The following is a 26,555-nucleotide window of genomic DNA, read 5'->3' as shown; positions in this document are numbered from 1 at the left end:
GGGGCGATCAGTCACGCCTACTTCCCGGAAGGGACACCCTGTCATGGACACTGACGTCATCATCGCCGGAGCCGGCCCGAACGGCCTCATGCTCGCCGCCGAACTACGCCTGGCCGGAGTCCAGCCGATCGTGCTGGAACGCCTGCCCGCCGCCAGTGAGGAGCCGCGCGCAAACGGCCTGGTCGGCCAGGTCGTGCGCATGCTCGACCGCCGCGGCCTGTACGAACCACTCGCCGGCAGGCCCGGTCCGCCGGAGCCCGCGCCGGGCTACATGTACGGAGCCTTCCCGCTCGACCTCACCACGATCGAACAGAACCCGGTGTACATCCTGAACGTGCCGCAGCTCCGGATCGAGGGTGTGCTCCAGGAGCGGGCGCTCGAGCTCGGCGCCGAGATCCGCCGCGGTCACGAACTGATCGGGTTCACCCAGGACGCCGACTCGGTCACCGTCGAGATCTCCGGCCCGGACGGCCCCTACCACTTGACGGCCCGCTACCTCGTCGGCGCCGACGGCGGCCGCAGCGTCACCCGGAGGCTGGCCGGCATCGACTTCCCCGGCATCACCAACGACACGATGGTCTCGCGTACGGCGAACGCCCACGTGCCGGCCGAGTACATCGATCCGGCCACCGGAGCCCTGTCGGTTCCGGGGTACGGCGTGATCCCCGGCCGCATGCATCACCGGACCGAGCGCGGGCTGTTCATCTATGCCCAGTTGCCCGGCCGCCCACCGGTGGTGAGCACGGGCGAGTTCGACGTACCGCCGGACGGCCCGATGACGCTGGCGGAGTTGCAGGACAGTGTCGACCGGGTGCTCGGCGTACATCTCCCGATCGCTCCGCCGGAGGGCGACGGGCCGCACCTGCTGCGCAGACTTGTCGGCGGCAACAGCCGGCTGGCCGACCGGTTCCGGTCCGGGCGGGTGCTGCTCGTCGGCGATGCCGCCCACGTGCACTCCGCGATCGGCGGGCCCGGGCTGAATCTGGGTCTGCAGGACGCGATCAACCTGGGCTGGAAGCTGGCCGCCGAGGTGCAGGGCCGGGCGCCGGCCGGCCTGCTCGACAGCTACGAGCTGGAACGCCGTCCGGTCGGTCAGCGGGTGGTGATGCAGACGCAGGCCCAGTCGGCGCTGATTGCTCCGGGCAACGATGTGACCAAGCTGCGGGAACTGTTCGGTGAGCTCCTGACCGAACCGCGGAACGTGCGCCGGATCGCCGACCTGATCACCGGCGCTGACGTCCGGTACCACGACGGTCCGCATCCGCTGATCGGTCGCTGGGCTCCGGATCTCGTTGTCGATGGCAAGCGACTGGCCGAGCTGACGCGCACCGGTCGCCCGCTCCTGCTCGACCTGACGCCGGACGCGCCGTTCGCCGCGACCGTGATTACGGATCGGGTCGACGTCGTTGCAGGTCAGGGAGACTTCTCGATCGCCTTGCTGATAAGGCCGGACGGGTACGTCGCCTGGGCCGCAGAGCAGGACGGGATTGCGGAACGGGAGGGCTTGCGGACTGCATTGGCCGACTGGTTCGGCGTACCTCAGGACCGGCCCTTGACCAGCGCGACCAGGTAGCGGCAGGGCGTCGTACCGGGGTTGTGGAACGTGGTGGCCGACGGCGGGCCGAGCTGGAGGCAGTCGCCGGTGTGTAGGTCGTGGATGACGGGGCCTTCGTGGAAGCGGAGGTGTCCGTCGAGGATCCAGAGCTGCTGGTATTTGAAGATGTAGGCGTCGGCCGGGTACGAGACGGAGGCGCCGGCCGGCAGCTCGACCTCGACCAGCTCGAGCGGGCCGTCGGTCACCGGCGAGACGGCCCGCCGTCGGTAGCCGGTGACCGGGTCGGTCCAGACGGGCTGTTCGTCGGCACGGCGCAAGAGCTCACCGGTGTTCTCGGCGCGGGCGACCAGCTCGGACAGCGTCATGCCGAGCGCACCGGAGAGCCGGCCGAGCAGGACCGCGGTCGGCTGAGCTTCACCACGTTCGATCTTGCCGATCATCGCGCGGGATACCCCGGAACGCTCGGCGAGCGCGTTCACGGACAGGTCCTGCGCGACCCGGGCGGCCTGCACGGTGGCGGCGAGTGAGACGGAGAGCTCATCCAACATGCTTGCCACTATAGCGGCAGGTGTGACTACTATCGTGACATGCCAAAGATCAGAGACGCGTCGGAACTCGACGCTGAGGCTTGCGCGGCGATCTACGCGCCCTACGTCACCGGTACGGCGATCACCTTCGAGATCGACCCGCCGACGGTCGAGGAGATGGCGGCGCGGATCGCGACGACGCAGGAGACCCACGCCTGGCTGGTCCTCGAGGACGACGGTCGCGTGGTCGGTTATGCGTACGGCGGTCCGATGAAACCGCGAGCGGCGTACCGGTGGTCCTGTGAGGTGAGCGTCTACCTCGAACTCGGCCGGCGTCGGACCGGTGGTGGAAGAGCGCTGTACGAGGCGTTGTTCGAGCGGCTCACCGAGCGTGGCTTCCGGACCGCGGTCGCCGGGATGACGCTGCCGAACGATGCGAGCGTGGGTCTGCACAAGGCGCTGGGGTTCGAGGAGATCGGCACCTATCGTCGGATCGGGTGGAAGCTCGATGCCTGGCATGACGTGCACTGGCGTCAGCGTCCGCTCGCCGTACTCCCGGATCCGCCAGAGGAAACCCGCTAGCTCGTCGGGTCGGTCATCGGCGGACACGTGCCGCCGGGAGTGGTGACCAGCTCGAAGTGCCAGATCTCGTTGGACAGCGTCTGGCAGAGGCCGAAGCGCTTGCCCTTGCGGTTCAGCCAGTCGTCCGCGTCGGTCGGCCCGATGTCGACCGCGTGGCCGGTGACGTGGTGCGACTCGTTCGGATCGGCCACGTACTCGAGGGCCTTCTTCCGGCTGCCGTACTCGCGGATCGCCTTGGTCAGCAGCTCTTCCTGGTATTTCTTGCTCCGCCACCCGGTGGTCACCTGCATCGTGATGCCGTCATCCTTCATCGCTTGTTCGGCTTGTTGAACCGCCTTCCGCAGGGCCGGGTCGAGTTTCGCGACGCCGGGCAGGCTGGTGTCGAAGGCTGAGGTGTGGTCGGGCAGTACGCCGTCCGCCGCGCCAGGCGACCCGCTGTTGGTCGAGCTCGGGCCCGCCGCAGAGACCGTCGAGCAAGCCGTCAGTGCCAAACAGGTGACTGCGGCAACGATCGTCAGTCCGGGCCGGCGCGCACGTTCATCGGTGAGCATGCCCCCAGTCCACCTGGGTGGATGTTGCCAGAGCGTCTGCTGTTCGGCTTACGTTTTCGATACACCCGGCCTGGTTCAATGGTTGTCATGCGAGTGCTGGTCGTCGAGGACGAGGTCTATCTCGCCGAGGCGATCCAGGCAGGCCTGCGATTGGAGGCGATCGCGGCCGACCTGGCCTTCGACGGTGACGCCGCGCTGCAGGCGGTGACGACCAACGCGTACGACGTCGTCGTACTGGACCGGGACATCCCCGGCCCCAGCGGTGACGAGGTGTGCCGGGAGATCGTTGCGCAAGGCATCGGCTGCCGGGTCTTGATGCTGACTGCGGCCGGTGATCTCGACGACAAGGTGACCGGGTTCGAGCTCGGCGCCGACGACTACCTGACCAAGCCGTTCGAGCTGCGTGAACTCGTCGTTCGCCTCCGTGCGCTGGTACGCCGTCCCGCTGCCGCCATCCCGACCGTGATCGAGTACGCCGGGGTGCGGCTGGATCCGTACCGCCGGGAGGTGTACCGGTTCGGGCGATACGTGCAGCTCCAGCGGAAACAGTTCGCCGTACTGGAGGTGCTGATGGCCGCGCGGGGTGGCGTGATCAGTGCCGAGACACTGCTCGAGAAGGCGTGGGACGAGAACGTGGATCCGTTCAGCAACGCGGTCCGGATCACGATCTCGGCGCTGCGGAAACGGCTCGGCGATCCGTGGGTCATCCACACCGTGCCGGGAGTCGGGTATCGGATTGGTGAGTCATGAGTCAGCCGTTGGTCAGCCGGCGGCCGCGGCTGACGGTGCGGTTGCGGTTGACGCTGAGCTATGCGGGGCTGCTTGTCGTCGCGGGCGTCGTACTGTCCGCCATTCTCTGGCTGGTCTTCCGGATCGTGCCGAACTATCCGCTGATGGCGGCGAACCCCCGGGATCAAGGCCCGGTGCCCACGCGGGGTGAGATTCTCGACCTGATCGTGACGTTGTCGGCGTACGCGCTGGTCTTCCTGGCGATCGTCGGGCTGCTCGGCGGGTGGTTCCTGGCCGGGCGGATGTTGAAGCCGTTGCAGGAGATCACGGCGGCGGCGCAGCGGGCGGCGAGTGGTTCGCTCGATCACCGGATCGGGCTGACCGGGATCCGGGACGAGTTCACCGATCTGTCCGACACGTTCGACGCGATGCTGGAGCGGTTGCAGCGGTCGTTCGAGCAGTACCGGCGGTTCGCGTCGAACGCGTCGCACGAGCTGCGGACTCCGCATGCGGTGATGAAGACGATGCTCGACGTGGCGGCGGCCGATCCGGATCATCAGGACGTGCCCGAGCTGGTCAAACGACTGGCTGAGACGAACCAGCGGGGGATCGACATCGTCGAGGCGTTGCTCAGTCTGACTGCGTTGAACAATCGCTCGGTCGAGCTGGATGCGATGGATCTGGCGGCGGTGGTGCGGTCGGCGTTGCCGGTGTTGTCGTCGGAGGCTGCCGAGGCCGGCGTGGTGCTGACGTGTGATCTAGCCGAGACGGTTGTCGAGGGCAACGAGGTGTTGTTGCACCAGGTGGTGACGAATCTGGTGCAGAACGGGATCCGGCACGGCGGTGGGTCGGTCGGGATCACGGTTGGTGGCGGGCGGCTCGTCGTACGCAACGATGGGGTTGTGCTGGATCCGGCGCAGGTGCGGACGTTCGTGGAGCCGTTCGCGAAGAACCGGTACGGGACCGGGCACGGGTTGGGGTTGGCGCTGGTGAGCCGGATCGTCGAGACGCATCACGGACGCCTCGAGTTGGTTGCCGATCCGGCCGGTGGACTCACCGCGACTGTGACCTTGCCGGAGGCTGACCTCGTCGGCGGGTGAGGATGGTGCGGTGACCGACCCTCACCTGACTATCCGGCGTGCCGTCGAATCCGACGATGCCGCCTTGCTGGAGATCGACCAGACCTCCTGGGACGCCTCGTCCGGATTCCCGTCCTACCAGGACGTCATCCGGGACAGCTTCTTCGCGCGCAGCGGCCCGGAGGCGCACCTGGTCGCCGAGTACGACGGGGAGGTGGTCGGCTATCTCCGGTTGCAGGACAAGTACACGTTCCCCGAAGGTGCCGGCGTCCTCACGATCAACGGCCTGGCCGTCGCCCGGCACGCCCGCGGTCAGGGCATCGCCGGCGCGCTCCTCGAAGCCGCCGCCGACGAAGGCCGCCGCCGCGGCGCCCGCAAGATCAGCCTGCACGTCCACGGCACCAACACCGCAGCCCGCCGCCTCTACGAACGCCACGGCTACACCACCGAAGGCACCCACCCCAACGAATACCTAATAGAAGGCACCTACACAGACAGCCTCGACATGGCCATAACCCTCTAGCTCTTACGGGTTGAGGCCGTGGTCTTGGAGCCAGGGCTCGGGGTTGATGGGGGAGCCGCCGTCGGGGAGGACTTCGAAGTGGACGTGGGGGCCGGTGGTGTTGCCGGTCATGCCGATGGCGCCTACCTGGGTGCCGGCTTCGACGGTGTCGCCGACTGAGACGTCGAACTCGGACATGTGGCTGTACGACGTGACTGTGCCGTCGGCGTGACGGACCTTCACCTGACGACCGTAAGCACCTTCGAAGTCGGCCTGGATGACCTCACCGGCCATGACCGAACGGACCGGCGTACCCATCGGCGCCGCGAAGTCCAGGCCGGTGTGGTTGTGGGCCCAGCGGCCGCCGGCCTGGTTGAAGCGGGCGGTCAGGTGGTAGCCCGTGGTCGGCAGGACGATCTTCGGCGCGGACTTGGCCTTCTCGATCTCGGCAGCCTTCGCCGCGGCGAGCGCACGAGCCTGTACGGCGGCCTTCTTCGCGGCAGCCGCCTTCGCCGCGCTGAGGGCGAGCGCCCGGCGCTGAGTCTGCGTCGCGGTGGCGGCGAGCTTCGCGGCCCGCTGCTTGGCGACCAGATCGGCCCGCGCCTTGCGGGTCGCCGCCAGGTCCAGGTCGATCCGGGACGCGTCGCGGGAGCCGAGGTCGCGCCGATCGATCCGGGCCGCGGTCAGGGCGCTGGCCTGTGAGGGGCTCAGTCCAGTGCCGGTGCTGGGTCCGGAGGATCCGATCGCGGACGACGAGACTCCGACGGCGGTGGTGCCGGCGGCTGCGGCGAGCGCGGCGGTCAGGCCGATCAGCTGCGCCCGGCGGCCGGTGCCGCGACGAGAGGAACGATGCTTTGCCACCCGGCGCGGTGCAGCCGGTCGACGGGGTGCCGGCCGTTCTGCTTCCGGCACGTCATGGTGAGTGGGCACGAGAACCTTCCAGGGAGGGGTAGCCGTCGGTGAGGGGGTACGACGGCTCATCGACCATAACGAGAAGATCACGGGCGCCTCAAACACGGATTGCGAACAGATCAACGAATTCGCACACGCTCGGTGAAGGTTCCTTGCCCCCATGTATCCGCTCAGGCGTGAATCGGACCGCCGGGTAGTTGAATCCACCCGTGACGCGGATCACGCGCCGAATGGCCCCAACCACCCCCTGGAACCCGCTATAGGGCGTCCACATAATGAGAGCTTTGTCTACCTACTTACTAAACTTTCACAGTCATCTCATACTGGGATGACACCAGCTAGGAGAGGAGACGGACATGACGCGCAAGCCGCCGTACTACCGCCTCCACATCGATCTCCAGCGGGTCTCCAGCGCGCTCTGTCCGCGCTGAGCTGAGCTCGAGCCATCCCCTCGCACCGTTGACGGCGTCCGTACGGACGTCTGCCGCGCCGTGCCCGCGAAGCCTGCCCACCGCCAGGGAGATCACCGTGTCGACCAGTTCAGTCACGTCCGCACCGGACACCACCGGACCACCGCAGTACGCCGTACCGCCCGAAGCCGACCTGCCCGTCGTCGCCCGACGGCATCCGTGGCGCTGGGTCGGGGTCGCGATCGTCCTTGTTCTGTTGGCGATGTTCGTGCACGGGCTCGTCACGAACCCGGGCTGGGACTGGCCGACGTTCTTCCAGTTCTTCGCGACCCGGACGATCTTCTCCGCGTTGTGGGTGACCGTGCAGCTCACGGTCTACGGCACCGTGCTCGGGTTCGTCCTCGGTGCGGTGCTGGCGACGATGCGCCTGTCCAGCAGCCCGTTCCTGCAGGTCGTTGCCTGGGGCTACATCTGGGCGTTCCGCTCGATCCCGCTGATCGTGCAGCTGCTGTTCTGGTTCAACATCGCGTATCTGTACCAGGAGCTGAGCCTCGGCATCCCGTTCGGCCCGGAGTTCGTGCACTTCAGTACGAACAACCTGTTCGGCCCACTCGGTGCGGCCGTGCTCGGGCTCGCGTTGCATCAGGCCGCGTACGCCGCTGAGATCATCCGCGGCGGGATCATCTCGGTCGATGCCGGACAGCTGGAAGCCGCGGCTGCGTTGGGGATTCCGCGCGTACGGCAGTTCTTCCGGATCGTGCTCCCGCAGGCGATGCGGTCGATCCTGCCGAACGGTGCGAACGAGGTGATCAGCCTGTTCAAGGGCACCTCGATCGTCTCGGTGATGGCGATCCCGGAGCTCTTCTACCAGGTGCAGGTGATCTACGGCCGCAACAGTCGCGTCGTACCGCTGCTGATGGTCGCGACGGTCTGGTACATCGTGCTGACCACGTTGCTCTCGATCGTGCAGTACTACGTCGAGCGCCGGTTCGCCCGTGGGACGACGCGATGATCGACGTCAAGGGTGTGCACAAGAGCTTCGGGGACCTCGACGTCCTCAAGGGCATCGACCTCGAGATCGCGGCCGGTACGGTCACCGTGATCCTGGGGCCGTCCGGTTCGGGCAAGTCGACGTTGCTGCGGTCGATCAACCATCTGGAGAAGGTGGATCGCGGGCTTCCCCCGCGACCTGAAGCGCAAGCTCGAGCCCGCCGAGGTCTTCCACGAGGTGCTCGAGCACCGCTGGTTCCTGTCCGAGCAGGCCGGCCACGAGGTCGACACCATGGAAGCCGCCCGCTCGTACGTCGACAACGTCCTCAGCGCCAAACCCGACGAAAAGCTGGCCCTCCCCACCCCCGGCACCCCCGACCTCGACTAACCATGCAACATCCACCCCCACCCCAACGTGCCTAAGGGTGGGAGGTACCGGATGGACAAGCCTTGCGTCAGGCGGGAGCTGGACGCATTCGAGCAGCTGATCGTCACGAGTCTGGCGGACCACGCGACCGACGCGCCGTCAGCCGAACGGCTGCTGGCTGCTGTCCACCAACGCCTCCTCGGTCGCCCGGCCCCGGACGAGAACCCCGTATGGTTTGAAACGTGAAAATTGTGGGGTTCGAGACGTTCTTGGTGGCGCCGCGGTGGCAGTTCTTGCGGGTTGATACCGATGAGGGGATCAGCGGGTGGGGCGAGCCGATTGTTGAGGGGCGGGCGGAGGCTGTGCAGGGGGCGGTCTCGGCGTTGATGGAGTATCTGGTCGGGACGGATCCGCTCCGGATCGAGGAGCACTGGCAGGTGATGGCCAAGGGTGGCTTCTACCGGGGCGGTCCGGTGCTCTCGAGTGCGTTGGCCGGGATCGACCAAGCCCTCTGGGACATCAAGGGTCGCTACCACGAGACGCCCATCCACGAACTGCTCGGCGGACCGGTGCGTGAGCGTGCCCGCATCTACACCTGGGTCCACGGGCGCGACAACGCCGAGCTCGTCGACCAGGCGCAAACCAAGGTGGGCAAGGGATTCACGGCCCTCAAGCTCAACCTCTCCGAAGCCCTGCCGCCGATCCCGTCCGCCGCTCAACTCCGGGCGTCGGTGAGTCGTGTCGAGGCTTTACGCGACGCGCTCGGCGACGGCGTCGACATCGCACTCGATTTCCACGGCCGGTTCAGTACGGCGGCCACCCGCCAGATCCTGCCCATGCTCGAGCCGCTGCTGCCGATGTTCATCGAGGAACCGGTTCTCCCCGAGTACTCCCGGGACCTGCGCCGCATCACCGAGTCGACCAGCATCCCGATCGCGACCGGCGAGCGGCTCTTCTCCCGCTGGGACTTCCGCGACGTCATCCCGACCGGCATCGCCGTCGCCCAGCCCGACATCTCCCACGCCGGCGGCATCTCCGAGGTACGCCGCATCGCCGCCATGGCCGAGACCTACGACGTAGCCGTCGCCCCCCACTGCCCGCTCGGCCCGATCACCCTCGCCGCCAGCCTGCAGATCGACTTCGCCATCCCGAACTTCCTCATCCAGGAACAAAGCCTCGGCATCGAGTACGGCGGCGGCAACGCCCTGCTCGACTACCTCGTCGACCCAAACGTCTTCTCCTTCGTCGACGGCCACATCGAACGCCCCACCGCCCCCGGCCTGGGCATCGAAGTCAACGAGGACGTAGTCCGCGCCGCCGCCGAGAACCCGCACCGCTGGCGCTCACCGGTCTTCCGCCATGAGGACGGCTCCTTCGCGGAGTGGTGATCAGGGGGGTGGTGATCAGGGGGGTGGTGATCAGGGGGGTGGTGATCAGCGGGGTGGCATGCGGAGGGCGCCGTCGAGGCGGATGACCTCTCCGTTCAGCAGTTGGTTGTCGAGGATGTGACGGACCAGGGCGGCGTACTCGGACGGGTTGCCCAGGCGGGAGGGGTGCGGGACCTGCTGTTCCAGAACGGTGCGGGTTTCTTCGGGGAGACCGGCGAGCATGGGAGTTTCCATGGTGCCGGGCGCGATGGTCACTACCCGGATCCCCTTGTCCGCAAGGTCTCTCGCGGCGGTGAGCGTGAGGGCGACGATGCCACCCTTGCTCGACGCGTACGCCGCCTGCCCGACCTGACCGTCGTACGCCGCGATCGACGCGGTCATGACCACCACGCCGCGGTCGCCGTCCGCGCTGGGCTCCTGGGCGATCATCCGTTCGGCGGCGAGGCGGACGACGTTGAAGGTGCCGATCAGGTTGACCTCGATCACCTGCCGGAAGGTTGCCAGCGGCAACGGACCCTTGCGGCCGACCACGCGACCCGGGGTCGCGATGCCGGCGCAGGTGACGACCACGCGCAGCGTTCCGAGACCGGCGGCCGCATCCAGGGCCGCCGCAACAGCGGCCTCGTCGGTGACGTCGGCCGGGGCGAACACGACCCGGTCACCCAGTTCGTCCGCGACCGCCTTGCCCGCGGACGACGGGAGGTCGACGATGACGACACCCAGTCCGTCGGCGGCGAGCCGTCGTACTGTCGCCTCCCCGAGCCCGGATCCACCACCGGTGACCAGCGCGACGTCGGACGGGCCAAACTTCATCCCACACTCCTCAAGAGGTCGCGGCTGATCACCAGCCGCTGGATCTGGTTGGTGCCTTCGAAGATCTGGGTCACCTTGGCCTCGCGCATGTAGCGCTCGGCCGGGAAGTCGCGGGTGTAACCGTACCCACCGAGGACCTGGACCGCGTCGGTGGTGACCTTCATCGCCGCGTCCGTGCAGACCAGCTTCGCGATCGCCGCCTGCTGGGTGAACGACCGGCCGAGGTCCCGCCGCCGCGCTGCCTGCAGGTAGATCGACCGCGCGGACTCGACCGCCGCCGCCATGTCCGCCAGCAGGAACTGAACACCCTGGAAGTCCGCGATCGGATGCCCGAACTGCTCCCGGCCCTTCGCGTACGACGCGGCCACCTCGAGCGCGGCCTGGGCGAGACCGGTCGCGCACGCAGCGATCCCGAGCCGGCCGGAGTCCAGCGCGGACAGGGCGATCCGCATCCCGTCGCCCTCCGCACCGATCAGATTGTCGACGGGGATCCGGACGTTGTCGTAGTTCACCAGCGTGGTGGTCGACCCGGTCAGGCCCATCTTCCGCTCCGGCGCACCGAAGCTCAGGCCCTCCGCCGTCGCCGGGACGTGGAAGGCGGAGATCCCGCGCTTCGGGTCGTCCGACGTACGGGCGAACGTCGTGTAGAAGTCGGCGTGCGAGCCGTGACTGATCCACGCCTTGGTGCCGCGCAGGACGTACTGGTCCGCATCCCGAACCGCCCACGTACTCAGTGCGCTGATGTCGGAGCCGGCCTGCGGCTCGGACAGCGCGTACGCACCCAGCAGTTCACCGCCGACCATGTCCGGGAGCAGCCGCGACCGCTGCTCCTCGGTGCCGAAGGTGGCGACCGCGTAGCTGGTCATCGTGTGCACCGAGATGCCGACACCGACCGACATCCAGGCGGCGGCGATCTCCTCGAGCATCTGCAGGTACACCTCGTACGGCTGCTCGGCGCCGCCGTACTGCTCCGGGTAGGGCAGGCCGAGCAGGCCGGCCTTGCCGAGCGTGCGGAACGTGTCCCGCGGGAACGTCTCGCTCTCCTCGGCCTGCGCGGCGTGCGGTGCGAGCTCGTGCGCGCACAGCTCACGGACCAGCGCGAGCAGCTCGGTGGATTCTTCGGTCGGCAGCAGACGATCGACAGCCATCAGGCACCCCTCTCAACGGCTGACGAAATGATACTCGTAACGATACTGAAGCACATAACCCAGTATCGTTCTATGCTGTCTCGATATGACAACAGTCGTTCCGGGGCGACGTACCCGCAGGCAGTCCGAGCTGCTCGACCGGCTCCTGGTCCTGTTCCTCGAACAGGGCTTCAGCCGGTTCACCCTGGACGATCTGGCCGCGGAGCTGCGCTGCAGCAAGACGACCCTGTACGCACTCGCGCCGAGCAAGGAACAGCTCGCCGTCGAGGTGGTCAAGCACTACTTCAAGAATGCCACCGCCCAGGTAGAGTCGGCCGTCGCCCGGCAGACCCGGCACGACCGACGGATCGCGGCATACCTGAACGCGGTCGCGGATGCGCTCCGGCCGGCCAGCCGGACGTTCCTGGACGATGTCGCCACGTTCGCTCCGGCCCGATCGGTGTACGAGCGGAATACCCGGATCGCGGCCGAGCGGGTCCGGACACTGATCGAGGACGGCATCAACAACAAGATGTTCCGGCAGGTCGACATCGCGTTCGCGGCCGAGATGATCGCGCACACCATGCAGGCGATCCAGCGCGGCGACATCGCCCGCCGTACCGGCCTGAACGACGCCGAGGCCTACCGCGAACTCGCGTCCTTCGTCCTGCATTCACTCCGATTGGACTGAGCTTGTAGCGTTCTCCGGATGGAGCTCAGGCTGGGGCCGCTGCTGCGGTACGTCGACGAGACCCCGGGCGACCGTCTGGGTCGAGACGAGCGGCCCGGCCGAGGTCGAGATCCTCGGCCACACCGCCCGGACCTGGTCCGTTCACGGCCACCACTACGCGCTGATCCGGATCGAGGGCCTCGAGCCCGACAGCGTCACGCCGTACGACGTGCGACTGGACGGCGACCTGGTCTGGCCGATGGACAACACCTACGGCCCGAGCGTGATCCGCACGCCGCGCGCGGACGGGACGTTCCGGCTGGTCTTCGGATCGTGCCGCCGGTCCGCACCCTTCGACGAGCAGGGCTTCAAGGAGTTCGGGCCGGATGCCCTGGTCGCGCTGGCCGAGCGGATGACGGCCGGCGCGGACGAGTTCCCCGACGCACTCCTGCTCCTCGGCGACCAGGTGTACGCCGACGACCCGTCGGACGCCGTCCTCGCGAAGCTCCGGGAAGCCCACGGTGAACGGCAGGACTCCGAGGTGGCCGACGAGATCGGCAACTACGAGGAGTACACCTGGCTGTACGACGACTCCTGGACGACGCCCGCCGTCCGGTGGCTGTTCTCCACCGTCCCGTTGTGCATGCTGCTCGACGACCACGACCTGCGCGACGACTGGAACACCTCGCTCACCTGGCGGCGCTGGGTCACCGAACAACCCTGGTGGCGGGACCGGGTCGTCGGCGCCTACGCGTCGTACTGGGTCTATCAGCACCTCGGAAACCTCTCCCCCGAGCAACTTGACCAGGATGCGGTCTACCGCGCGATGCGATCGATCGAGGACGACGAGGAACGGACGGCGTACCTCGACAGCTTCGCGTGGACCGCGGACGAGGACCCGGCGTCGTGCCGGTGGAGTTTCTACCGCGACTTCGGCGACGAGTCCCGCGGTGTCCGGCTGGTCGCGGTCGACTCGCGCTGCTCGCGACGCCTCGAGCCGGACGCGCGAGCGATGGTCGACGCGCACGAGTGGGAGTGGGTACGGCGGCACACGGTCGGCGCGACGCGGTCGATCCAGCACCTGATGCTCGGGTCGACCCTGCCGTTCCTGCTGGCTCCCGGGCTGCATCATCTGGAGGGGTGGGACGAGGCGATCTCGTCCGGTGCGTGGGGACCGCGCGGTGCCCGGGTCGGCGAGAAGATCCGGCAGGGGATGGATCTCGAGCACTGGGCGTCGTTCCGGAGGTCGTTCGACGACGTGACGACGTTGCTCGCCGAGTTGGTGTCCGGCGAGGATCCGCCGGCGTCGATCCTGATGCTGTCCGGGGATGTGCACTGTAGTTATCTGGCCGAGGCGCGACTGACCGCCGTACGGCATCCGGGGACGGCGATCCGGCAGTTGACGATGTCGCCGTTCCGCAACCCGGTACCGCAGTACGTCCGGTGGGCGAACCGCCTGCTCGGCGCGCGGTGGATGACCACGCTGCTGCACAAGCTGGCGCGGTCGGCCAAGGTCCGCGACGTGGCCGCCGAGTGGCAGCTCGCGCACGGTCCGTGGTTCGAGAACGGCGCGATGACGGTGACGCTGTCGGGTGCGGACTGGACGGTCGACGTCGACCATGCCGACCTGCAGGACGGGCACCAGCTGCTCCGAAGGACCGGGACCTACGGACGCTTAGACTCTGCGGGCAATCGCTTGATGTCCTGAAGTTGCCACGGCTGGTCCGCCCGCGGCTTGTCACGGAAGGCTGTTCGATATGAAAGCTCTCACCCTCCGCCGCACCGCCGCGGCTCTGGCCGCCGCCGCGCTGACCCTGGCCGCCGCCGTACCGGCCAAGGCCGACCCGGTGAAGCCGCCCCGGCTGTCCGCCGCCGCGATCACCTCTGCCCTGAACGACAAGATCCAGACGCCGGGAACGGCCTGGATGACCAAGCCGGACGGCACCGTGCTGGTGTCGTACGACTCGACCGTGACCGGCACCAAGCTGACCCAGCTGACCACCGAGACCAAGAAGCTCGGCGCCGGCATCACACTGGAGAAGCTGCCCGGCAAGCTGACGAAGTACATCAGCGGCGGGATGGCGACGTACGGCGGAAACGTGAAGTGCTCGGTCGGCTTCAACGTTCAGCGGCGCGGGAAGTACTACTTCCTCACTGCCGGTCACTGTGGCGTCGAGGGCGCCCGGTGGTACCAGGACGCCAACCACAAGATCTTCACCGGAGCCGTGCATCACGCCAGCTACCCGTGGAACGACTACTCGCTGATCGTGTACCGCACCGACGTCGGCGCACCCCCGCCGCCCGGTGGCAGTGTGTACCTCTACAACGGCCACTCGCAGGACATCACCACCGCGATGAACCCGGGCCTCAACCAGCTCGTCTACCGCTCCGGCTCCACCAGCGGACTGCACAGCGGCCGCGTGACCGGCCTGAACGCGACCGTGAACTACGGCGACGGCCGCGTAGCCGGGCTGATCCGCACCAGCGTGTGCGCGGAGCCGGGCGACTCGGGCGGTCCGCTGTTCTACCGGCAGTGGGCCTTCGGTCTGACGTCCGGTGGGTCCGGTGACTGCAGCTCGGGCGGCATCACGTACTTCCAGCCGGTCGTCGAGGCCCTCAACGCGTACGGGGTGTCCGTCTACTAGGCGCAGGTTTCCCCTACTCTCCGAGTTCGCCTGAATACTCAGGGAGAGAGTGGGTAGGAGGTGTCTCGGTTGAAGTCAAGGACGCCCCGCCCCGAAGGCGTCCTCATCGTGAGGAGGCTGAAACCGTGACATTTTCGCCTATCCGCCGTACCGCTGCGATCCTGGCCGCCGCCGGGCTCGCTGCCGCCGGACTGCTGGCCACCCAGGCTTCGGCAGCGCCGATCGCTCCATCGACGCTGTCGGCCTCGGCCATCACCGCGACCCTGAACAAGGACGCGGCCATCCCCGGCACCGCCTGGCAGACGAACCCGGACGGCCGGATCATCGTGTCGTACGACGACACTGTCTCCGGTGCGAAGCTCTCGGCCCTGACCGGCGTCACCAAGCAGTTCGGTGACCGGGTCACGCTCGAGAAGATCTCCGGCAAGCTGACCAAGTACATCGCCGGCGGCGACGCCATCTACGGCGGGCAGTACCGCTGCTCGCTCGGCTTCAACGTCCGCAGTGGCAGCACGTACTACTTCCTGACCGCCGGTCACTGCGGCAACATCGCGTCCAGCTGGTACGCGAACTCCGCCAAGACCACGTTGCTCGGCACCGTCACCGGATCGAGCTTCCCGGGCAACGACTACGCGATCGTCAAGTACAGCACGTCGTACACGAACCACCCCGGCACGGTCGATCTCTACAACGGCTCGTCCCAGGACATCACGTCCGCGGGCAACGCCAGCGTCGGCCAGGCCGTCAAGCGCAGCGGTAGCACCACCGGTGTGCACAGCGGCTCGGTCACCGCGACCAACGCCACGGTGAACTACGCCGAGGGTCAGGTCTCTGGCCTGATCCGCACCAACGTTTGCGCCGAGGGTGGCGACTCCGGCGGTGCCCTGTTCGCGGGCAGTGTGGCTCTCGGCCTCACCTCCGGCGGCTCCGGCAACTGCTCGTCCGGCGGCACGACCTACTTCCAGCCGGTCACCGAAGCGCTCTCCCGTTACGGCGTGAGCGTCTACTAACCCCCGCAAACAACAGCGCCCCCGGATCACCTGATCCGGGGGCGCTGTCACGCGTTCAGCCGGCGCGACGCCGCGAGATCTCGTACAGCGTGACGCCGGTCGCGATGCCCGCATTGAGGGACTCGGTCGCCGTCGTCATCGGGATCGAGACGATCAGGTCGCAGTTCTCCCGGACCAGCCGGGCCAGGCCCTTGCCTTCCGAGCCGACGACCAGGACCAGCGGTTCGGTAGCCGCGTCGAGGTCAGGAAGCTCGACCGCGCCGTCCATGTCCAGGCCGATGACCATCAGGCCCGCGTCCTTGTAGGACTTGAGGGCCCGGTTGAGGTTGGTGGCCCGGGCGACCGGGATCCGCGCGGCCGCACCGGCCGACGTCTTCCACGCCGACGCGGACATGGACGCCGTACGACGCTCCGGGACGAGCACGCCGTGCGCACCGAAAGCCGCCGCGGAGCGGGTGATCGCACCGAGGTTGCGCGGATCGGTCACGCCGTCGAGCGCGACGATCAGCGGCACCTCACCGGCCGCGTAGGCCCGGTCGAGCAGGTCGTCCGGATGCGCATACTCGTACGGCGGGATCTGCACCGCGACGCCCTGGTGGGCGCCACCGGCGGTGACCCGGTCGAGCTCGGTCCGCGGCACCTCGAGCACCGAGATGCCGTGCTCGACCGCGATCAGCGTTGCCTCGCGCAGCCGGGCGTCCCGTTCGGTGCCTTCGGCAACATGGAGCGCGGCGACCGGTACGCCGGCCCGCAGCGCCTCGACCACCGGGTTGCGCCCGTACACCCACTCGGTGCCGGAGTCGTTGGACTTGCGGTCCGGACGGCTGCGCTGGCGCTCCTGGGCGCGCTCCTTCGCCTTCGCCCGCTTGTGCGCGGGGTGCTTGACCCGGTCCTCCGCCTTCGGCGTCGGGCCCCGGCCCTCCAGACCGCGGCGGACCCGGCCACCGGATCCGGCGGTCGGGTTCCCCTTCGGCTTCTTGCGGATGGCACCCTTGCGCTGGCTACTGCCTGGCACTTCAGCTTCCTTCGGTAGTAATCGGAGCGGCGATCGACCACCGCGGCCCTTGCGGGGTGTCCTCGACGACGACGCCGAGCGCCTTCAACCGGTCCCGGATCGCATCCGAGGCGGCGTAGTCCTTGCGCTCCCGGGCGGCCGCGCGCTGCTCGAGCAGTGCGTGCACCAGCCCGTCCACCACCTCGGTCAGCTCGTCACCGGCGCCCGACCGCGAGATCCACGGCTCGGCCAGCGGATCCAGCCCCAGCACGCCGAGCATCCCGCGCACGGACGCCAGCGCCTCCCGTAGCGCGGGCGAATCCCCGTCGGCGACCAGCTTGTTCCCGTCCCGCACAGTGTTGTGCAGTACGGCGAACGCCGCCGGCGTGCCCAGGTCGTCGTCCATCGCGGCGACGAAGTCGGCCGGGAACTCGGGCGACGGGTCGACCCCGCCGGTCACCTCGATAGCCCTGGTGACGAAGCCCTCGATCCGCCGGAAACTCGTCGCGGCCTCGTCCAGCGCCTCGAACGAGAACTCCACCACGGACCGGTAGTGCGACTGAACCAAGTAGTACCGTAGCTCGATCGGGCGCACCCGCTCGACCACGTTGCGCACGATCGCGCCGTTGCCCATCGACTTGGACATCTTCTCGCCGGCCGTGGTGACCAGCGCGCTGTGCATCCAGGTCCGGGCGAACTTCTGCCCGATCGCGGTCGACTGGGCCAACTCGTTCTCGTGGTGCGGGAAGCGCAGGTCCAGCCCGCCGCCGTGGATGTCGAACTCGTCACCCAGGTACTTGCCCGCCATCGCGGAGCACTCCAGGTGCCAGCCCGGGCGACCGCGGCCCCACGGCGTCGGCCAGGAGGCCGTCCGCGGGGTGTCCGCGGTGAAGCCCTTCCACAGCGCGAAGTCACGGGGATCCCGCTTGCCGCGCGGGTCCGCGTCCTCCGCGGCCTCCATGTCCTCGATCTTCTGGTGGGACAGGGCGCCGTACGCCGGCCAGGACTTCACGTCGAAGTAGACGTCGCCGGAACCGTCCGGAGCGACGTACGCATGCCCGCGCTGGATCAGGTCCTCGATCATCTCCAGCATCTCGGGGATATGACCGGTGGCGCGGGGCTCGTACGTCGGCGGACGGCAGCCGAGCACCTCGTAGGCCCAGTGCAGCTCGCGCTCGAACTCGTAGGCGTGCGCCCACCACGGCGTGCCGCGCTCGGCCGACTTGGCCAGGATCTTGTCGTCGATGTCGGTCACGTTGGCGATCACGGTGACCTGGTAGCCGGAGCGCTCCAGCCAGCTCCGGAGAACGTCGAAGACGACTTCCTTGTAGATGTGCCCGACGTGCGGGGCAGCCTGCACCGTCAGCCCACAGTGGTAGATCCCGACCTGGCCCGGATGGACCGGTACGAAATCCCTCACTGTTGCTGTCGCGGTGTCATACAAGCGAAGTGTCACCGCTCAAGAGTAACGGTGTTTAATACCTCCCCCGCCCCACCGCCCCAGTCGATGGCACTCCCTCTTGACAAGATATCCACTGCCCACCCCATCCAGGAGGACTTCGTTGTCGAACCAGGGACCGTACGGACCGCCGCCCGGCCAATATCAGGGTCAGTACCAGGGGCCGCCGCCCCAGCAGTACGGTCCGCCGCCGGGTGGTCAGCCGTACTGGGGTCCTCCGCAGGGCCCGCCGCCGGGTCCTGGGTTCGGCTGGGGATCGAACGGCTTCCCGCCGCCGCCTAAGAAAAAGAGCAAGGCCGCCTGGATCATCATCCCGATCGCCGTCGTCGGCCTGGCGCTGGCCGGAGCCGTCGTACTCAGCTCGATCCTGAAGCACAACGGCTCGGACTACGCGCAGCCGGAGCCGACCAGCACCGAGGAACCGACGTTCCTCCCCACGACGGAGGAACCGACCACCGTTCCGACCAAGCCGACCGCGCCGGCCACGAGCCGGAGCACGCAGCCCCAGCCGACGAAGACCACGCCGCCCAAGCCGTCGGACACCGACGTCGTCGCGAAGAACCGGATCTACAAGACCGGCGTGCAGAAGTCGGTGAACTGCAAGGAGTCGGGCGCCCGCGCCAACGGCGCCACCAACGCGCGCAAGTACTACAACGCCGTACTGGCGTGTCTGATCAAGGCGTGGCCGAAGCAGGTCGCGCTGGCCGGCGGGCGGTTCAGCGCACCACACCTGGTCGCCTTCAGTGGGACCGCCGTGTCACCCTGCGGCGGGAACTCTCCGAGCTCCTTCTACTGTTCGTCGAACCGGACCATCTACATGGACGTCAACAGCGACCTGAAGTGGTACAGCGTGTATCTGAGGTACCCCAACAAGACCCAGGCGATGGCCTGGTTGCGGGCGGAGATGACCGACACGGTCGCGCACGAGTTCGGCCATCACGTTCAGTACATGACCGGCATCCTGTCGGCCACGGACAATCTGGAGTACCAGTTCAGCGGTGACAAATCGCTCGAGATGAGCCGCCGGCTGGAGATCCAGGCGACCTGCCTCGGCAACGTCTTCATGGGTGCGAACAAGAGCAGTTACGGGATGACCGGTCTGCTGAAGTCGCAGCTGGACTACCTGCATTCGCACGAGGGCGACGAGTACGGGACCCGGCGGGACCACGGCAGCCGGGCGATCCTCCCGCGCTGGGCGAACGCCGGATTCGTCACTCGCAGCCCCTCCGCCTGCAACACGTACACCGCCTCGCCGAAGTACGTGCGGTAATTATTCACCATTCGATAGAGATTGAATGGTTGATTCTTACTGGCCAGGGGTAAATGCTGGACCGAGCGCTCTGTTCCGCCCCGCATCGCTCTCTCTGGAGGTTTACCGTGAAGTCCGCCCTTTTCACGGGTGCCGCCGTGACCCTTGGCCTGCTGTTGGCCTCGGTCGGCTCCGCCCAAGCCAGCACTCCCACCGCGCCCGCGTCGACCGCGGCCGCCCCGACACCCACCCCCACGGCACGTGCGCACGGCATCACCAAGGCCGGCGACGCGTACTCCGGCTGGCTGTCGAACACCACGACCAAAACTGCCGCCCCGGCAGTGATGGCCCCCGCCGCCACGGTCGAAGGCATCGACGTCTCCAGCCACCAGGGCAACGTCAACTGGGCCTCGTACTGGAGTGCCGGCAAGCGGTTCGCCTACGTGAAGGCGACCGAAGGCACGTCGTACAAGAACCCGTACTTCGCCCAGCAGTACAACGGCTCCTACAACGTCGGCATGATTCGCGGCGCGTACCACTTCGCCCTCCCGAACAACTCCAGCGGCGCCACCCAGGCGAACTACTTCGCCAGCAACGGCGGCGGCTGGTCCCGGGACGGCAAGACCTTGCCGGGCACACTCGACATCGAGTACAACCCGTACGGCGCGACCTGTTACGGACTGAGCCAGGCCGCGATGGTCAACTGGGTCCGCGACTTCCTCAACACCTACAAGTCCCGGACCGGCCGCGACGCGGTCATCTACACCAACCTGGACTGGTGGAGCACCTGCACCGGTAACAGCGGCGCGTTCAACGCCACCAACCCGCTCTGGGTGGCGCGGTACGCCTCGGCGCCCGGCACACTGCCCGGCGGCTGGCCGTTCCACACCTTCTGGCAGTACAGCTCGAGCCCGATCGACCAGGACCGGTTCAACGGTGACCAGTCCCGATTGGTTGCCCTCGCCAACGGATAGTTAATTGGGTTGCGGCGGTCGCATAGTCTCGATCGGTGAGCCCTTCACCGATCCAACCCTCCTTGCCGATCGAGACTGACCGCCTGACCCTGCGCCAGTACGTCGAATCCGACTACGACGACCTCTTGAAACTGCAGGCCAACGTCGATGTGGCGCGTTTCCTGCTGCACGACGCCCGTACGCCGGAGCAGGTGCGCGACGAATCTCTGCCCAAACGAGTCGCCGACCTCCCACCGATGGACGTCGCCAACCAGGCCTTCACGCTCGCGGTGTTGCTGCGTGAGACGGGTCAGCACCTCGGCGAGGTCACGCTGTTCGCGCAGAACACCGAGCAACGGACCGGTGAGATCGGGTACGTGTTCCACCCCGAGGCCGGTGGCCACGGGTACGCCACGGAGGCCGCGACCGAGCTGCTCCGGTTGGGTTTCGAGCAGTTCGGCATGCACCGGATCATCGCCCGGCTGGACTTCCGCAACACCGCGTCGGCGCAGCTGCTGCAGCGGCTCGGCATGCGCCAGGAAGCCCACTTCGTCAGGAACGAGTTCCTGAAGGGCGAATGGACCGACGAACTGGTCTTCGCGATGCTCGCCGACGAGTGGGTCAAACGCTCGTAACTATTTGACCTAACAAGACACGACAACGGCACGCGTTCACCGCGACAGCGGCGGAACCCGGGTCTACGGTCGAAAGATGATCACCGCCCGTTCTGTTGCCGCCCTGATTCTTGGTGTGGTTGTGCTGAGCGCCGGCACGCTGCCGACCGAAGCCGTCAAAGTTGCCCCACCGCGGCAGATCGCCTATCGCACGTGGACGTCGACCAACGACTTCCTCACCGGCACCCCGGCCGGCACCACCGTCACCGACGGAGCCCTCACCTTCGGTACACCGACCGGCACCACGTCGTACGTCGACCCGTTCGGGGACGGCACCGCCAAGAGTTACGAGCAGACCAGTTGGACCTCGCCCCATGTGAGCACCGGCTTCGGGCTGACCGAGCTCGTCGCCTCCTGGAACGCGACCACGCCACCCGGCACCTGGGTCGAGGTCTCCATGGCCGGTACGACGGACCTCGGCAGCACCACCAAGTGGTACGTGCTCGGCCGCTGGTCCGGCGGCGACAACACGGCCGCCGGGGACATCCACCGCACGTCGGTCCCGGAGCAGGGCGACGCGAACGGATCCGTTGCCGTCGACACCTTTGTCGCGGCGTCCGGTCACTGGCTGGACCGCTGGCAGCTCAAGGTCACGCTGTACCGGCTCAGCGGTACGACGCAGTCGCCGGTGGTCCGTTCGATCGGCGCGATGGCGTCCCGGCTGCCCTCCGACGCAAAGGTTGCCGTGAGCCCCCTTGGTGGAGCGGAGGGCACCGTCCTCGACGTACCGACGTACTCGCAGGAGACGCACCTCGGGCACTATCCGCAGTGGGACGGCGGCGGCGAGGCGTGGTGCTCGGCGACCTCGACCGCGATGGTGCTCGACTACTACGGCGCCGGTCCGACCCCCGCCGAGACCGCGTGGGTCGATCCGACCGACGCGGATCCGCAGGTCGACAACTCGGCGCGGTCCGTCTTCGACTACTCCTACGACGGAGCCGGGAACTGGCCGTTCAACACGGCGTACGCCGGAAGTCGCGGTGTGGACGGGTTCATCACCCGGCTGCGGTCGCTGACCGAGGCGGAGCAGTTCATCAAGGCCGGCATCCCGCTGGTTGCTTCGCTGTCGTTCAAGAAGGGCGACCTGCCCGGTGCGGGCTACGGAACCAACGGACACCTGATGGTGATCGTCGGCTTCGACCAGGCCGGCAACGTGGTCGTCAACGACCCGGCGTCACACCTGATCCCGAACAACGACCAGGTGCGGACGACGTACGACCGGGCCGCCTTCGAGAACGCCTGGGTGCCGCATTCCGGCGGACTCGTCTACGTCATTCACCCAAGCGGCCTGCAGCTCCCACCGCGGGGGCCACAGGCCAACTGGTAGAACCTTCGGACCTCAGCGGGCGAACAGTGCGCCCGTGAGGTTCGTGGTGAGGTTGCGGAGGGAATCCGGCAGGTACTGGAGGTGCCAGCCGCGCGGGCCGCGGTACCAGGTGAAGCCCTCGTCCTCCTCGTCCGGCGTGGCGTCGGTCGCGACCAGTGCGTCGATCCAGCGCTCCGAGCCGCCGAGTACGACGGCGTACGGGAGAGCGCGGGAGCACAGCTCGGCGTGCTGGTCGGTCGGCAGCTCGCTGACGTCCATCTCGAGCAGCTCACCGCGGATCGCGGCGACCTGACCGAGGACGCGGCCGGCGGCAGGCGCCTTGGCCGGCATGTAGCGGCCGACCACGATCAGGCCGATGCCGACCAAGGTGACCGCGAGGCCGAGCAGACCCCACGTGGACAGCAGTGCGAGGACGACGGTGAGGATCACGCCGATCACGGTGGTGGCGATGCCGATCGTCGCCCACAGCGAGCGGGTGCGGTCCGGGCGCTCGTTGAACCAGCCGCGCTTGACGACTCCGTCGTACAGGGCGTCCTGGACCTGGCTGAGGCTCGCCCGGACCTGACGGCCGAGCTCGGAGACCAGGACGGAGTCGGAGTCGCCGAAGATCGCGCGGATCAGGACGTTCTCGTAGCGGTGCAGCTCCTCGGACGGGGCGTTCGCGACCCGGCGCAGCTCCCAGTCCGGCCGTGCGTACTCGGACTGGTGCTCGAGCTCGATGATCGTGATGTGCCCGCGGACGGCCAGGTCGATGATCGTCGCGGTCACGTCGACCGGGTCGATCCGCTCGTCGATCAGCGTGCCCACCTCGCCGGGCCGCAGGTCGGACGGCGGGGTGAAGTCGATCCGGGTGTCGTTGCCGAGGCTGAACAGCGACGCCGGTACGACGCGACGCGGGTCGACGCGGTCCCGGCCGCGCAGCCGGTAGAGCACGAGCAGCGCGATCACGCCGAGCAGCAGGACAGCGAGCGCGGTCAGCAGCTGGGCGGTGTCGGTGGAGAACGCCCGGCTGAACGTCTTGCGGTACTCGACGATCGAGTTCGCGGCGATCTCGCCCTCGGCGAAGCCGATCGTCATCCGGACCGTGTTACCCGGCGGCAGGCCTTCCTGCTTGAACGTCGGCCCGGAGGTCTCACCGATCTGCGCCAGCGTGCACGGGGTGTTGCTGTCGATCGCGCCGGCGAAGCAGGAGACGTGCGAGACCTCAGGCGTGCTGTAGAGGATGCTCGCGTGCTCGACGGTCAGATTGATACCGGTCAGCGGCGCGAACCGGACCTCGGTGCCGTTCAGCGTCTTCGCGACCGCGCCCTTGACGGTGTAGGTGAAGTTCAGCTCGGTGCTGCCGCTGACATCCTCGACCGCCACCGAGGTGACGTCGCCGTCGGTCTTCACCTCGGTCTTCTTGTCCTGGCCGCCGGCCTTGACCTGCAGGTCCTCGATCTCCTGCACGTGGTCGACGTCGTCGGGCAGGTGGTCGCGCGTGACGACGAACCGGGTGAACGTCCCGGTCACGTTGCTCAGCTTCCAGGTCTCGGAGACCTTGAGCAGGCCGTCGCGTTCGACCCGGATCTGACTGTCGTAGTTGGTCACCACCGGGTCGGCGGCAGCACCGGCACCGGCCGCGCCGGCCGGGACAGCGGTCAGGCCGAGCAGGCCGAGGGCACACAGGGGAAGCCCGAGCAGACGTAAACGCATCGCCCAATCACATCTTAAGGAGAGGGTCAGAGAGTGTCAGAGTTCCCAGACACCCTCATAGAGGGACACCGGGCACGATAGCGGCTGGCGGGTGTCAGGCAACCATCGGGACCGGCCCGGCGGGGGGCTAAGTTGAGCCAGGGCTCCGATACCGTCACCGTTTGTGTCAGGCAACCAATGGGGTCCACCACCCGGACAGCAATGGGGTCCACCGCCAGGACCGCAGTACCCCCAGCAGCCGCCGTACCCGCAGCAGCCGCAGTACGCCCCGCCGCCGCCGTACCACCCGGGTCAGGCTCAGTTCGGCTGGGGCGCGCCACCTGGTGGACCGCGGCCGCCGAAGAAGAGCCGTGGCGGGCTGATCGCGCTGTTCGTCGTACTGGGTGTGCTGATCGTCGGTGTGATCACGCTGAAGGTGATCAGTGGGGTGCTGAAGCACAACGGTGACGACTCCTACAGCGCACCGGTGCCGACGTCGACGTACAGCCCGACGTACGAGCCGTCCGAGACTCCGTCGGCGGGGACGACCACGGAGCCGACCACGACGGCACCGACCACCACGCGTACGACGACCAGGCCGACAGCACCCCGTACGACGACTCGGCCGACCAGCCGGCCGACGAGCAACCCGGGGCCGTCCGACAGCGACCTCGTCCTGCGGAGCAAGCTCTACAAGGCCGGGGCGATGAGCTCGGTGAACTGCCGGGAGTCCAAGTCCCGGCCGGCCACCGCGGCGGGTGCGCGGGCCAACTACAAGAACCTGCTGGCCTGTCTGAACCGGGCCTGGGCTCCGCTGGTGACGAAGGCCGGCGGGCGGTTCAAGGGGCCGAACGTGGTGACGTTCAGCGGCAACTTCACCTCGCCCTGCGGGATCGGCGGGAGCGCCAACGGTCCGCCGTTCTACTGCGGCGGCACCCGGACCATCTATATGAACCTGAACGAGGACCTGGGTAACTACAACCGGTATCCCCAGGCGTATCAGAAGGTCTGGGCGCGGATGTGGATGCTGCACCAGTTCGCGCACGAGTACGGCCACCACGTCCAGGCGCTGACCGGGATCCTGCAGGCCAGCGCCAACCTCCAGTACGAGGCGCCGACGCAGGCGGCCGAGCTGGACGTGACCCGGCGCAAGGAACTGCAGGCGTCCTGCTTCTCGGACATCTTCATCGGGTCCAACCGGCGTACCTACCCGATCACCGGTGAGGCGCTGTTCCAGTGGAAGTGGCTGATCGGGCATGTGACCGACTACAACAACGACCACGGGGACGCTGTGAACCATCAGTACTGGGCGACCCGCGGGTACAACGGCCGGAACCCGAGTGTCTGCAATACGTACGCCTCCTCGGCGGCGCGGACGCAGTAGGGCAGGATACTGGTCTACTGCGAGCCGACTGGCCGAACTGGCTAGCCTGGTGGGTCCGGATCACGCAAAGTATGTCCGGAGGGTGCGGAAGGCTGCATCCAGATTGGTTGTGTGAGGAGACTTGATGTCGGACAACTGGAACCCTTCCCCGGGGAGCGATCCGGCTGACGGTGATGAGCCGGTCGGCCCGCCGGAGCCCGCGGACGAGGATGGCCAGTCGCCCAGATGGTGGACCGGTGACACCGAGGCCAAGCGCGAGTTCCAGGACCCGGCCTCCGGCGACCGCCCCGAAAACAACTGGTTCGGCGAAGGCTGGGCAAACCGCCCCCCGGTAAACCCCGACGAACCCTCCACCTGGCAAACCTCCCCAACCCAATCCCGCCCCCCGCAGTCCGGCCCACCGCAGCCAGGCCCCACCCAGCCCGGTACGCCGCAGTCCGGGACACCGCAGTCAGGTCCCGCCCAGCCCAGTACGCCGCAGTCCGGCTCGCCGCAGACTGATCCGCCCCAGTCCGGTCCGGCGAAACCCGCTCAGACCCAGTCCGATGCGGCAGAGTCCGGCTCAGCGCAACCCAGCCCAGCAGACTCCGGTCCCATGCGCTCCGGCCCGACTGGGTCCGGTCCGGTGCAGTCCGGCCCTGCCCGCCCCGGTCCGACCCGGTCCGATGCGACAGAGTCCGGCTCGGCTCAACCCGGCCCAGCAGACTCCGGCCCCACGCACTCGGGCCCGACGCGGTCCGGTCCCGCTCAGTCCGGTCCGGCTCGGTCCGGTCCCGGTCGTCATGGGCCGGCGCAGCCGCCGTCGCAGCAGCAGACTGGTCCGACGCGGCAGCCCACCCCACCGCAGCAGTCCGGTCCGGGGCAGAGGTCCGGTCCGGCGCAGCAGGGTGGTCCGCGACAGCCGAGTGGTCCGGGGCAGCAGGCCGGGCGTGGGCAGCAGGTTGGTCCGGCGCCGTGGCCTGGTGGTGCTCAGCAGGGCTGGGC

27 protein-coding genes and 1 pseudogene are annotated in these 26,555 nt (G+C 68.0%); 20 read left to right on the top strand and 8 right to left on the bottom strand.

The annotated features are described in order from the left end of the window. Positions 1-43 precede the first annotated feature (43 nt). Positions 44-1,573 carry an FAD-dependent monooxygenase gene (locus tag AB0L70_RS23360; protein WP_363687409.1) on the top strand — a complete coding sequence of 510 codons (1,530 nt, stop codon included), beginning with the start codon at positions 44-46 and terminating at the stop codon, positions 1,571-1,573. Here AB0L70_RS23360 and AB0L70_RS23355 read toward each other — a convergent pair. Further along, a complete protein-coding gene (locus AB0L70_RS23355) occupies positions 1,540-2,103 on the bottom strand; it encodes an XRE family transcriptional regulator (protein WP_363687407.1) in 564 nt (187 codons plus the stop codon). The genes AB0L70_RS23360 and AB0L70_RS23355 overlap by 34 nt on opposite strands. A 39-nt stretch (positions 2,104-2,142) precedes the next feature. Between AB0L70_RS23355 and AB0L70_RS23350 the strand changes: the two genes are divergently transcribed. Continuing rightward, a complete protein-coding gene (locus tag AB0L70_RS23350; RefSeq protein WP_363687405.1) occupies positions 2,143-2,664 on the top strand; it encodes an N-acetyltransferase family protein in 522 nt (173 codons plus the stop codon). Here AB0L70_RS23350 and AB0L70_RS23345 read toward each other — a convergent pair. Further along, positions 2,661-3,215 carry a M15 family metallopeptidase gene (locus AB0L70_RS23345; RefSeq protein WP_363687403.1) on the bottom strand — a complete coding sequence of 185 codons (555 nt, stop codon included), beginning with the start codon at positions 3,213-3,215 and terminating at the stop codon, positions 2,661-2,663. The two genes, AB0L70_RS23350 and AB0L70_RS23345, sit on opposite strands and share 4 nt — an antisense overlap. 87 nt (positions 3,216-3,302) lie before the next feature. Between AB0L70_RS23345 and AB0L70_RS23340 the strand changes: the two genes are divergently transcribed. From AB0L70_RS23340 to AB0L70_RS23330, 3 genes are read left to right on the top strand one after another with little or no spacing between them, the layout of a single operon-like run. After that, complete coding sequence (locus tag AB0L70_RS23340) at positions 3,303-3,965, top strand: response regulator transcription factor (protein WP_363687401.1); 663 nt, start codon at positions 3,303-3,305, stop codon at positions 3,963-3,965. After that, positions 3,962-5,044 carry a HAMP domain-containing sensor histidine kinase gene (locus tag AB0L70_RS23335; protein WP_363687399.1) on the top strand — a complete coding sequence of 361 codons (1,083 nt, stop codon included), beginning with the start codon at positions 3,962-3,964 and terminating at the stop codon, positions 5,042-5,044. The genes AB0L70_RS23340 and AB0L70_RS23335 overlap by 4 nt, the downstream gene beginning before the upstream one ends. Positions 5,045-5,054: 10 nt before the next feature. Further along, positions 5,055-5,546: a GNAT family N-acetyltransferase gene (locus AB0L70_RS23330; RefSeq protein ID WP_363687397.1), complete on the top strand. Its 492-nt coding sequence runs from the start codon at positions 5,055-5,057 to the stop codon at positions 5,544-5,546. 3 nt (positions 5,547-5,549) lie between these two features. Here AB0L70_RS23330 and AB0L70_RS23325 read toward each other — a convergent pair whose 3' ends face one another. Further along, entirely contained in the window at positions 5,550-6,386 is an 837-nt protein-coding gene (locus AB0L70_RS23325) for a M23 family metallopeptidase (RefSeq protein ID WP_363687394.1), read from the bottom strand. Positions 6,387-6,793: 407 nt separating this feature from the next. Between AB0L70_RS23325 and AB0L70_RS23320 the strand changes: the two genes are divergently transcribed. From AB0L70_RS23320 to dgoD, 6 genes and pseudogenes are all read left to right on the top strand, one after another. After that, positions 6,794-6,868 carry a putative leader peptide gene (locus tag AB0L70_RS23320; protein WP_363687437.1) on the top strand — a complete coding sequence of 25 codons (75 nt, stop codon included), beginning with the start codon at positions 6,794-6,796 and terminating at the stop codon, positions 6,866-6,868. Between the two features lie 97 nt (positions 6,869-6,965). Then, on the top strand, positions 6,966-7,859 hold the full coding sequence (locus tag AB0L70_RS23315; protein ID WP_363687392.1) for an amino acid ABC transporter permease: 894 nt from the start codon (positions 6,966-6,968) through the stop codon (positions 7,857-7,859). Continuing rightward, a pseudogene (locus AB0L70_RS23310) lies at positions 7,856-8,014 on the top strand (ATP-binding cassette domain-containing protein); the annotation flags it as partial. The gene AB0L70_RS23315 and the pseudogene AB0L70_RS23310, both read left to right, overlap by 4 nt. After that, positions 8,001-8,225: a DUF4032 domain-containing protein gene (locus AB0L70_RS23305; protein ID WP_363687435.1), complete on the top strand. Its 225-nt coding sequence runs from the start codon at positions 8,001-8,003 to the stop codon at positions 8,223-8,225. The pseudogene AB0L70_RS23310 and the gene AB0L70_RS23305, both read left to right, overlap by 14 nt. Positions 8,226-8,276: 51 nt before the next feature. Then, positions 8,277-8,450 (top strand): hypothetical protein, encoded by a 174-nt coding sequence (locus AB0L70_RS23300; RefSeq protein ID WP_363687390.1) that lies wholly within the window; start codon positions 8,277-8,279, stop codon positions 8,448-8,450. Then, a complete protein-coding gene (gene dgoD, locus AB0L70_RS23295; RefSeq protein ID WP_363687388.1) occupies positions 8,447-9,592 on the top strand; it encodes a galactonate dehydratase in 1,146 nt (381 codons plus the stop codon). The genes AB0L70_RS23300 and dgoD overlap by 4 nt, the downstream gene beginning before the upstream one ends. A gap of 45 nt (positions 9,593-9,637) precedes the next feature. Here dgoD and AB0L70_RS23290 read toward each other — a convergent pair whose 3' ends face one another. Together AB0L70_RS23290 and AB0L70_RS23285 are read right to left on the bottom strand one after the other, a co-directional pair. Beyond that, positions 9,638-10,405, bottom strand: a complete 768-nt coding sequence (locus tag AB0L70_RS23290) for an SDR family NAD(P)-dependent oxidoreductase (protein WP_363687386.1) — start codon at positions 10,403-10,405, stop codon at positions 9,638-9,640. After that, positions 10,402-11,553 (bottom strand): acyl-CoA dehydrogenase family protein, encoded by a 1,152-nt coding sequence (locus AB0L70_RS23285; protein ID WP_363687384.1) that lies wholly within the window; start codon positions 11,551-11,553, stop codon positions 10,402-10,404. The genes AB0L70_RS23290 and AB0L70_RS23285 overlap by 4 nt, the downstream gene beginning before the upstream one ends. Before the next feature lie 85 nt (positions 11,554-11,638). On the opposite strand from AB0L70_RS23285, the gene AB0L70_RS23280 reads away from it, so the two are divergent. From AB0L70_RS23280 to AB0L70_RS23265, 4 genes are all read left to right on the top strand, one after another. Further along, positions 11,639-12,223, top strand: coding sequence for a TetR/AcrR family transcriptional regulator (locus AB0L70_RS23280; protein ID WP_363687382.1), 585 nt, complete (start codon positions 11,639-11,641; stop codon positions 12,221-12,223). Positions 12,224-12,431: 208 nt separating this feature from the next. After that, positions 12,432-13,910: an alkaline phosphatase D family protein gene (locus AB0L70_RS23275; protein ID WP_363687380.1), complete on the top strand. Its 1,479-nt coding sequence runs from the start codon at positions 12,432-12,434 to the stop codon at positions 13,908-13,910. Positions 13,911-13,959: 49 nt separating this feature from the next. Continuing rightward, positions 13,960-14,847 (top strand): S1 family peptidase, encoded by an 888-nt coding sequence (locus tag AB0L70_RS23270; protein ID WP_363687378.1) that lies wholly within the window; start codon positions 13,960-13,962, stop codon positions 14,845-14,847. A gap of 125 nt (positions 14,848-14,972) precedes the next feature. Further along, a complete protein-coding gene (locus tag AB0L70_RS23265) occupies positions 14,973-15,857 on the top strand; it encodes a S1 family peptidase (RefSeq protein ID WP_363687376.1) in 885 nt (294 codons plus the stop codon). Between the two features lie 55 nt (positions 15,858-15,912). Here the strand turns inward: AB0L70_RS23265 and rlmB are convergent, their stop codons facing one another. Both rlmB and cysS read right to left on the bottom strand, forming a co-directional pair. Then, positions 15,913-16,872, bottom strand: a complete 960-nt coding sequence (gene rlmB, locus AB0L70_RS23260) for a 23S rRNA (guanosine(2251)-2'-O)-methyltransferase RlmB (protein ID WP_363687375.1) — start codon at positions 16,870-16,872, stop codon at positions 15,913-15,915. Position 16,873: 1 nt separating this feature from the next. Further along, a complete protein-coding gene (cysS, locus tag AB0L70_RS23255) occupies positions 16,874-18,307 on the bottom strand; it encodes a cysteine--tRNA ligase (protein WP_363687373.1) in 1,434 nt (477 codons plus the stop codon). 106 nt (positions 18,308-18,413) lie between these two features. On the opposite strand from cysS, the gene AB0L70_RS23250 reads away from it, so the two are divergent. The 4 genes from AB0L70_RS23250 (at position 18,414) to AB0L70_RS23235 (ending at position 22,513) form a co-directional block, all read left to right on the top strand. Beyond that, positions 18,414-19,580 carry a neutral zinc metallopeptidase gene (locus tag AB0L70_RS23250; RefSeq protein ID WP_363687371.1) on the top strand — a complete coding sequence of 389 codons (1,167 nt, stop codon included), beginning with the start codon at positions 18,414-18,416 and terminating at the stop codon, positions 19,578-19,580. A 107-nt stretch (positions 19,581-19,687) separates the two neighbouring features. Next, entirely contained in the window at positions 19,688-20,533 is an 846-nt protein-coding gene (locus tag AB0L70_RS23245) for a lysozyme (RefSeq protein ID WP_363687369.1), read from the top strand. A 35-nt stretch (positions 20,534-20,568) separates the two neighbouring features. Then, positions 20,569-21,147: a GNAT family protein gene (locus AB0L70_RS23240; protein ID WP_363687367.1), complete on the top strand. Its 579-nt coding sequence runs from the start codon at positions 20,569-20,571 to the stop codon at positions 21,145-21,147. A 76-nt stretch (positions 21,148-21,223) separates the two neighbouring features. Next, complete coding sequence (locus AB0L70_RS23235; protein WP_363687365.1) at positions 21,224-22,513, top strand: peptidase C39 family protein; 1,290 nt, start codon at positions 21,224-21,226, stop codon at positions 22,511-22,513. Between the two features lie 12 nt (positions 22,514-22,525). Here AB0L70_RS23235 and AB0L70_RS23230 read toward each other — a convergent pair whose 3' ends face one another. After that, on the bottom strand, positions 22,526-24,208 hold the full coding sequence (locus tag AB0L70_RS23230; protein WP_363687363.1) for a DUF2207 domain-containing protein: 1,683 nt from the start codon (positions 24,206-24,208) through the stop codon (positions 22,526-22,528). 163 nt (positions 24,209-24,371) lie between these two features. On the opposite strand from AB0L70_RS23230, the gene AB0L70_RS23225 reads away from it, so the two are divergent. Then, a complete protein-coding gene (locus AB0L70_RS23225) occupies positions 24,372-25,571 on the top strand; it encodes a neutral zinc metallopeptidase (protein ID WP_363687361.1) in 1,200 nt (399 codons plus the stop codon). Positions 25,572-26,555 lie beyond the last annotated feature (984 nt).

It is taken from the genome of Kribbella sp. NPDC051952 (assembly GCF_040680855.1).
Taxonomy (GTDB): Bacteria; Actinomycetota; Actinomycetes; order Propionibacteriales; family Kribbellaceae; genus Kribbella.
This window is presented reverse-complemented; position numbering and strand designations above follow the sequence as displayed.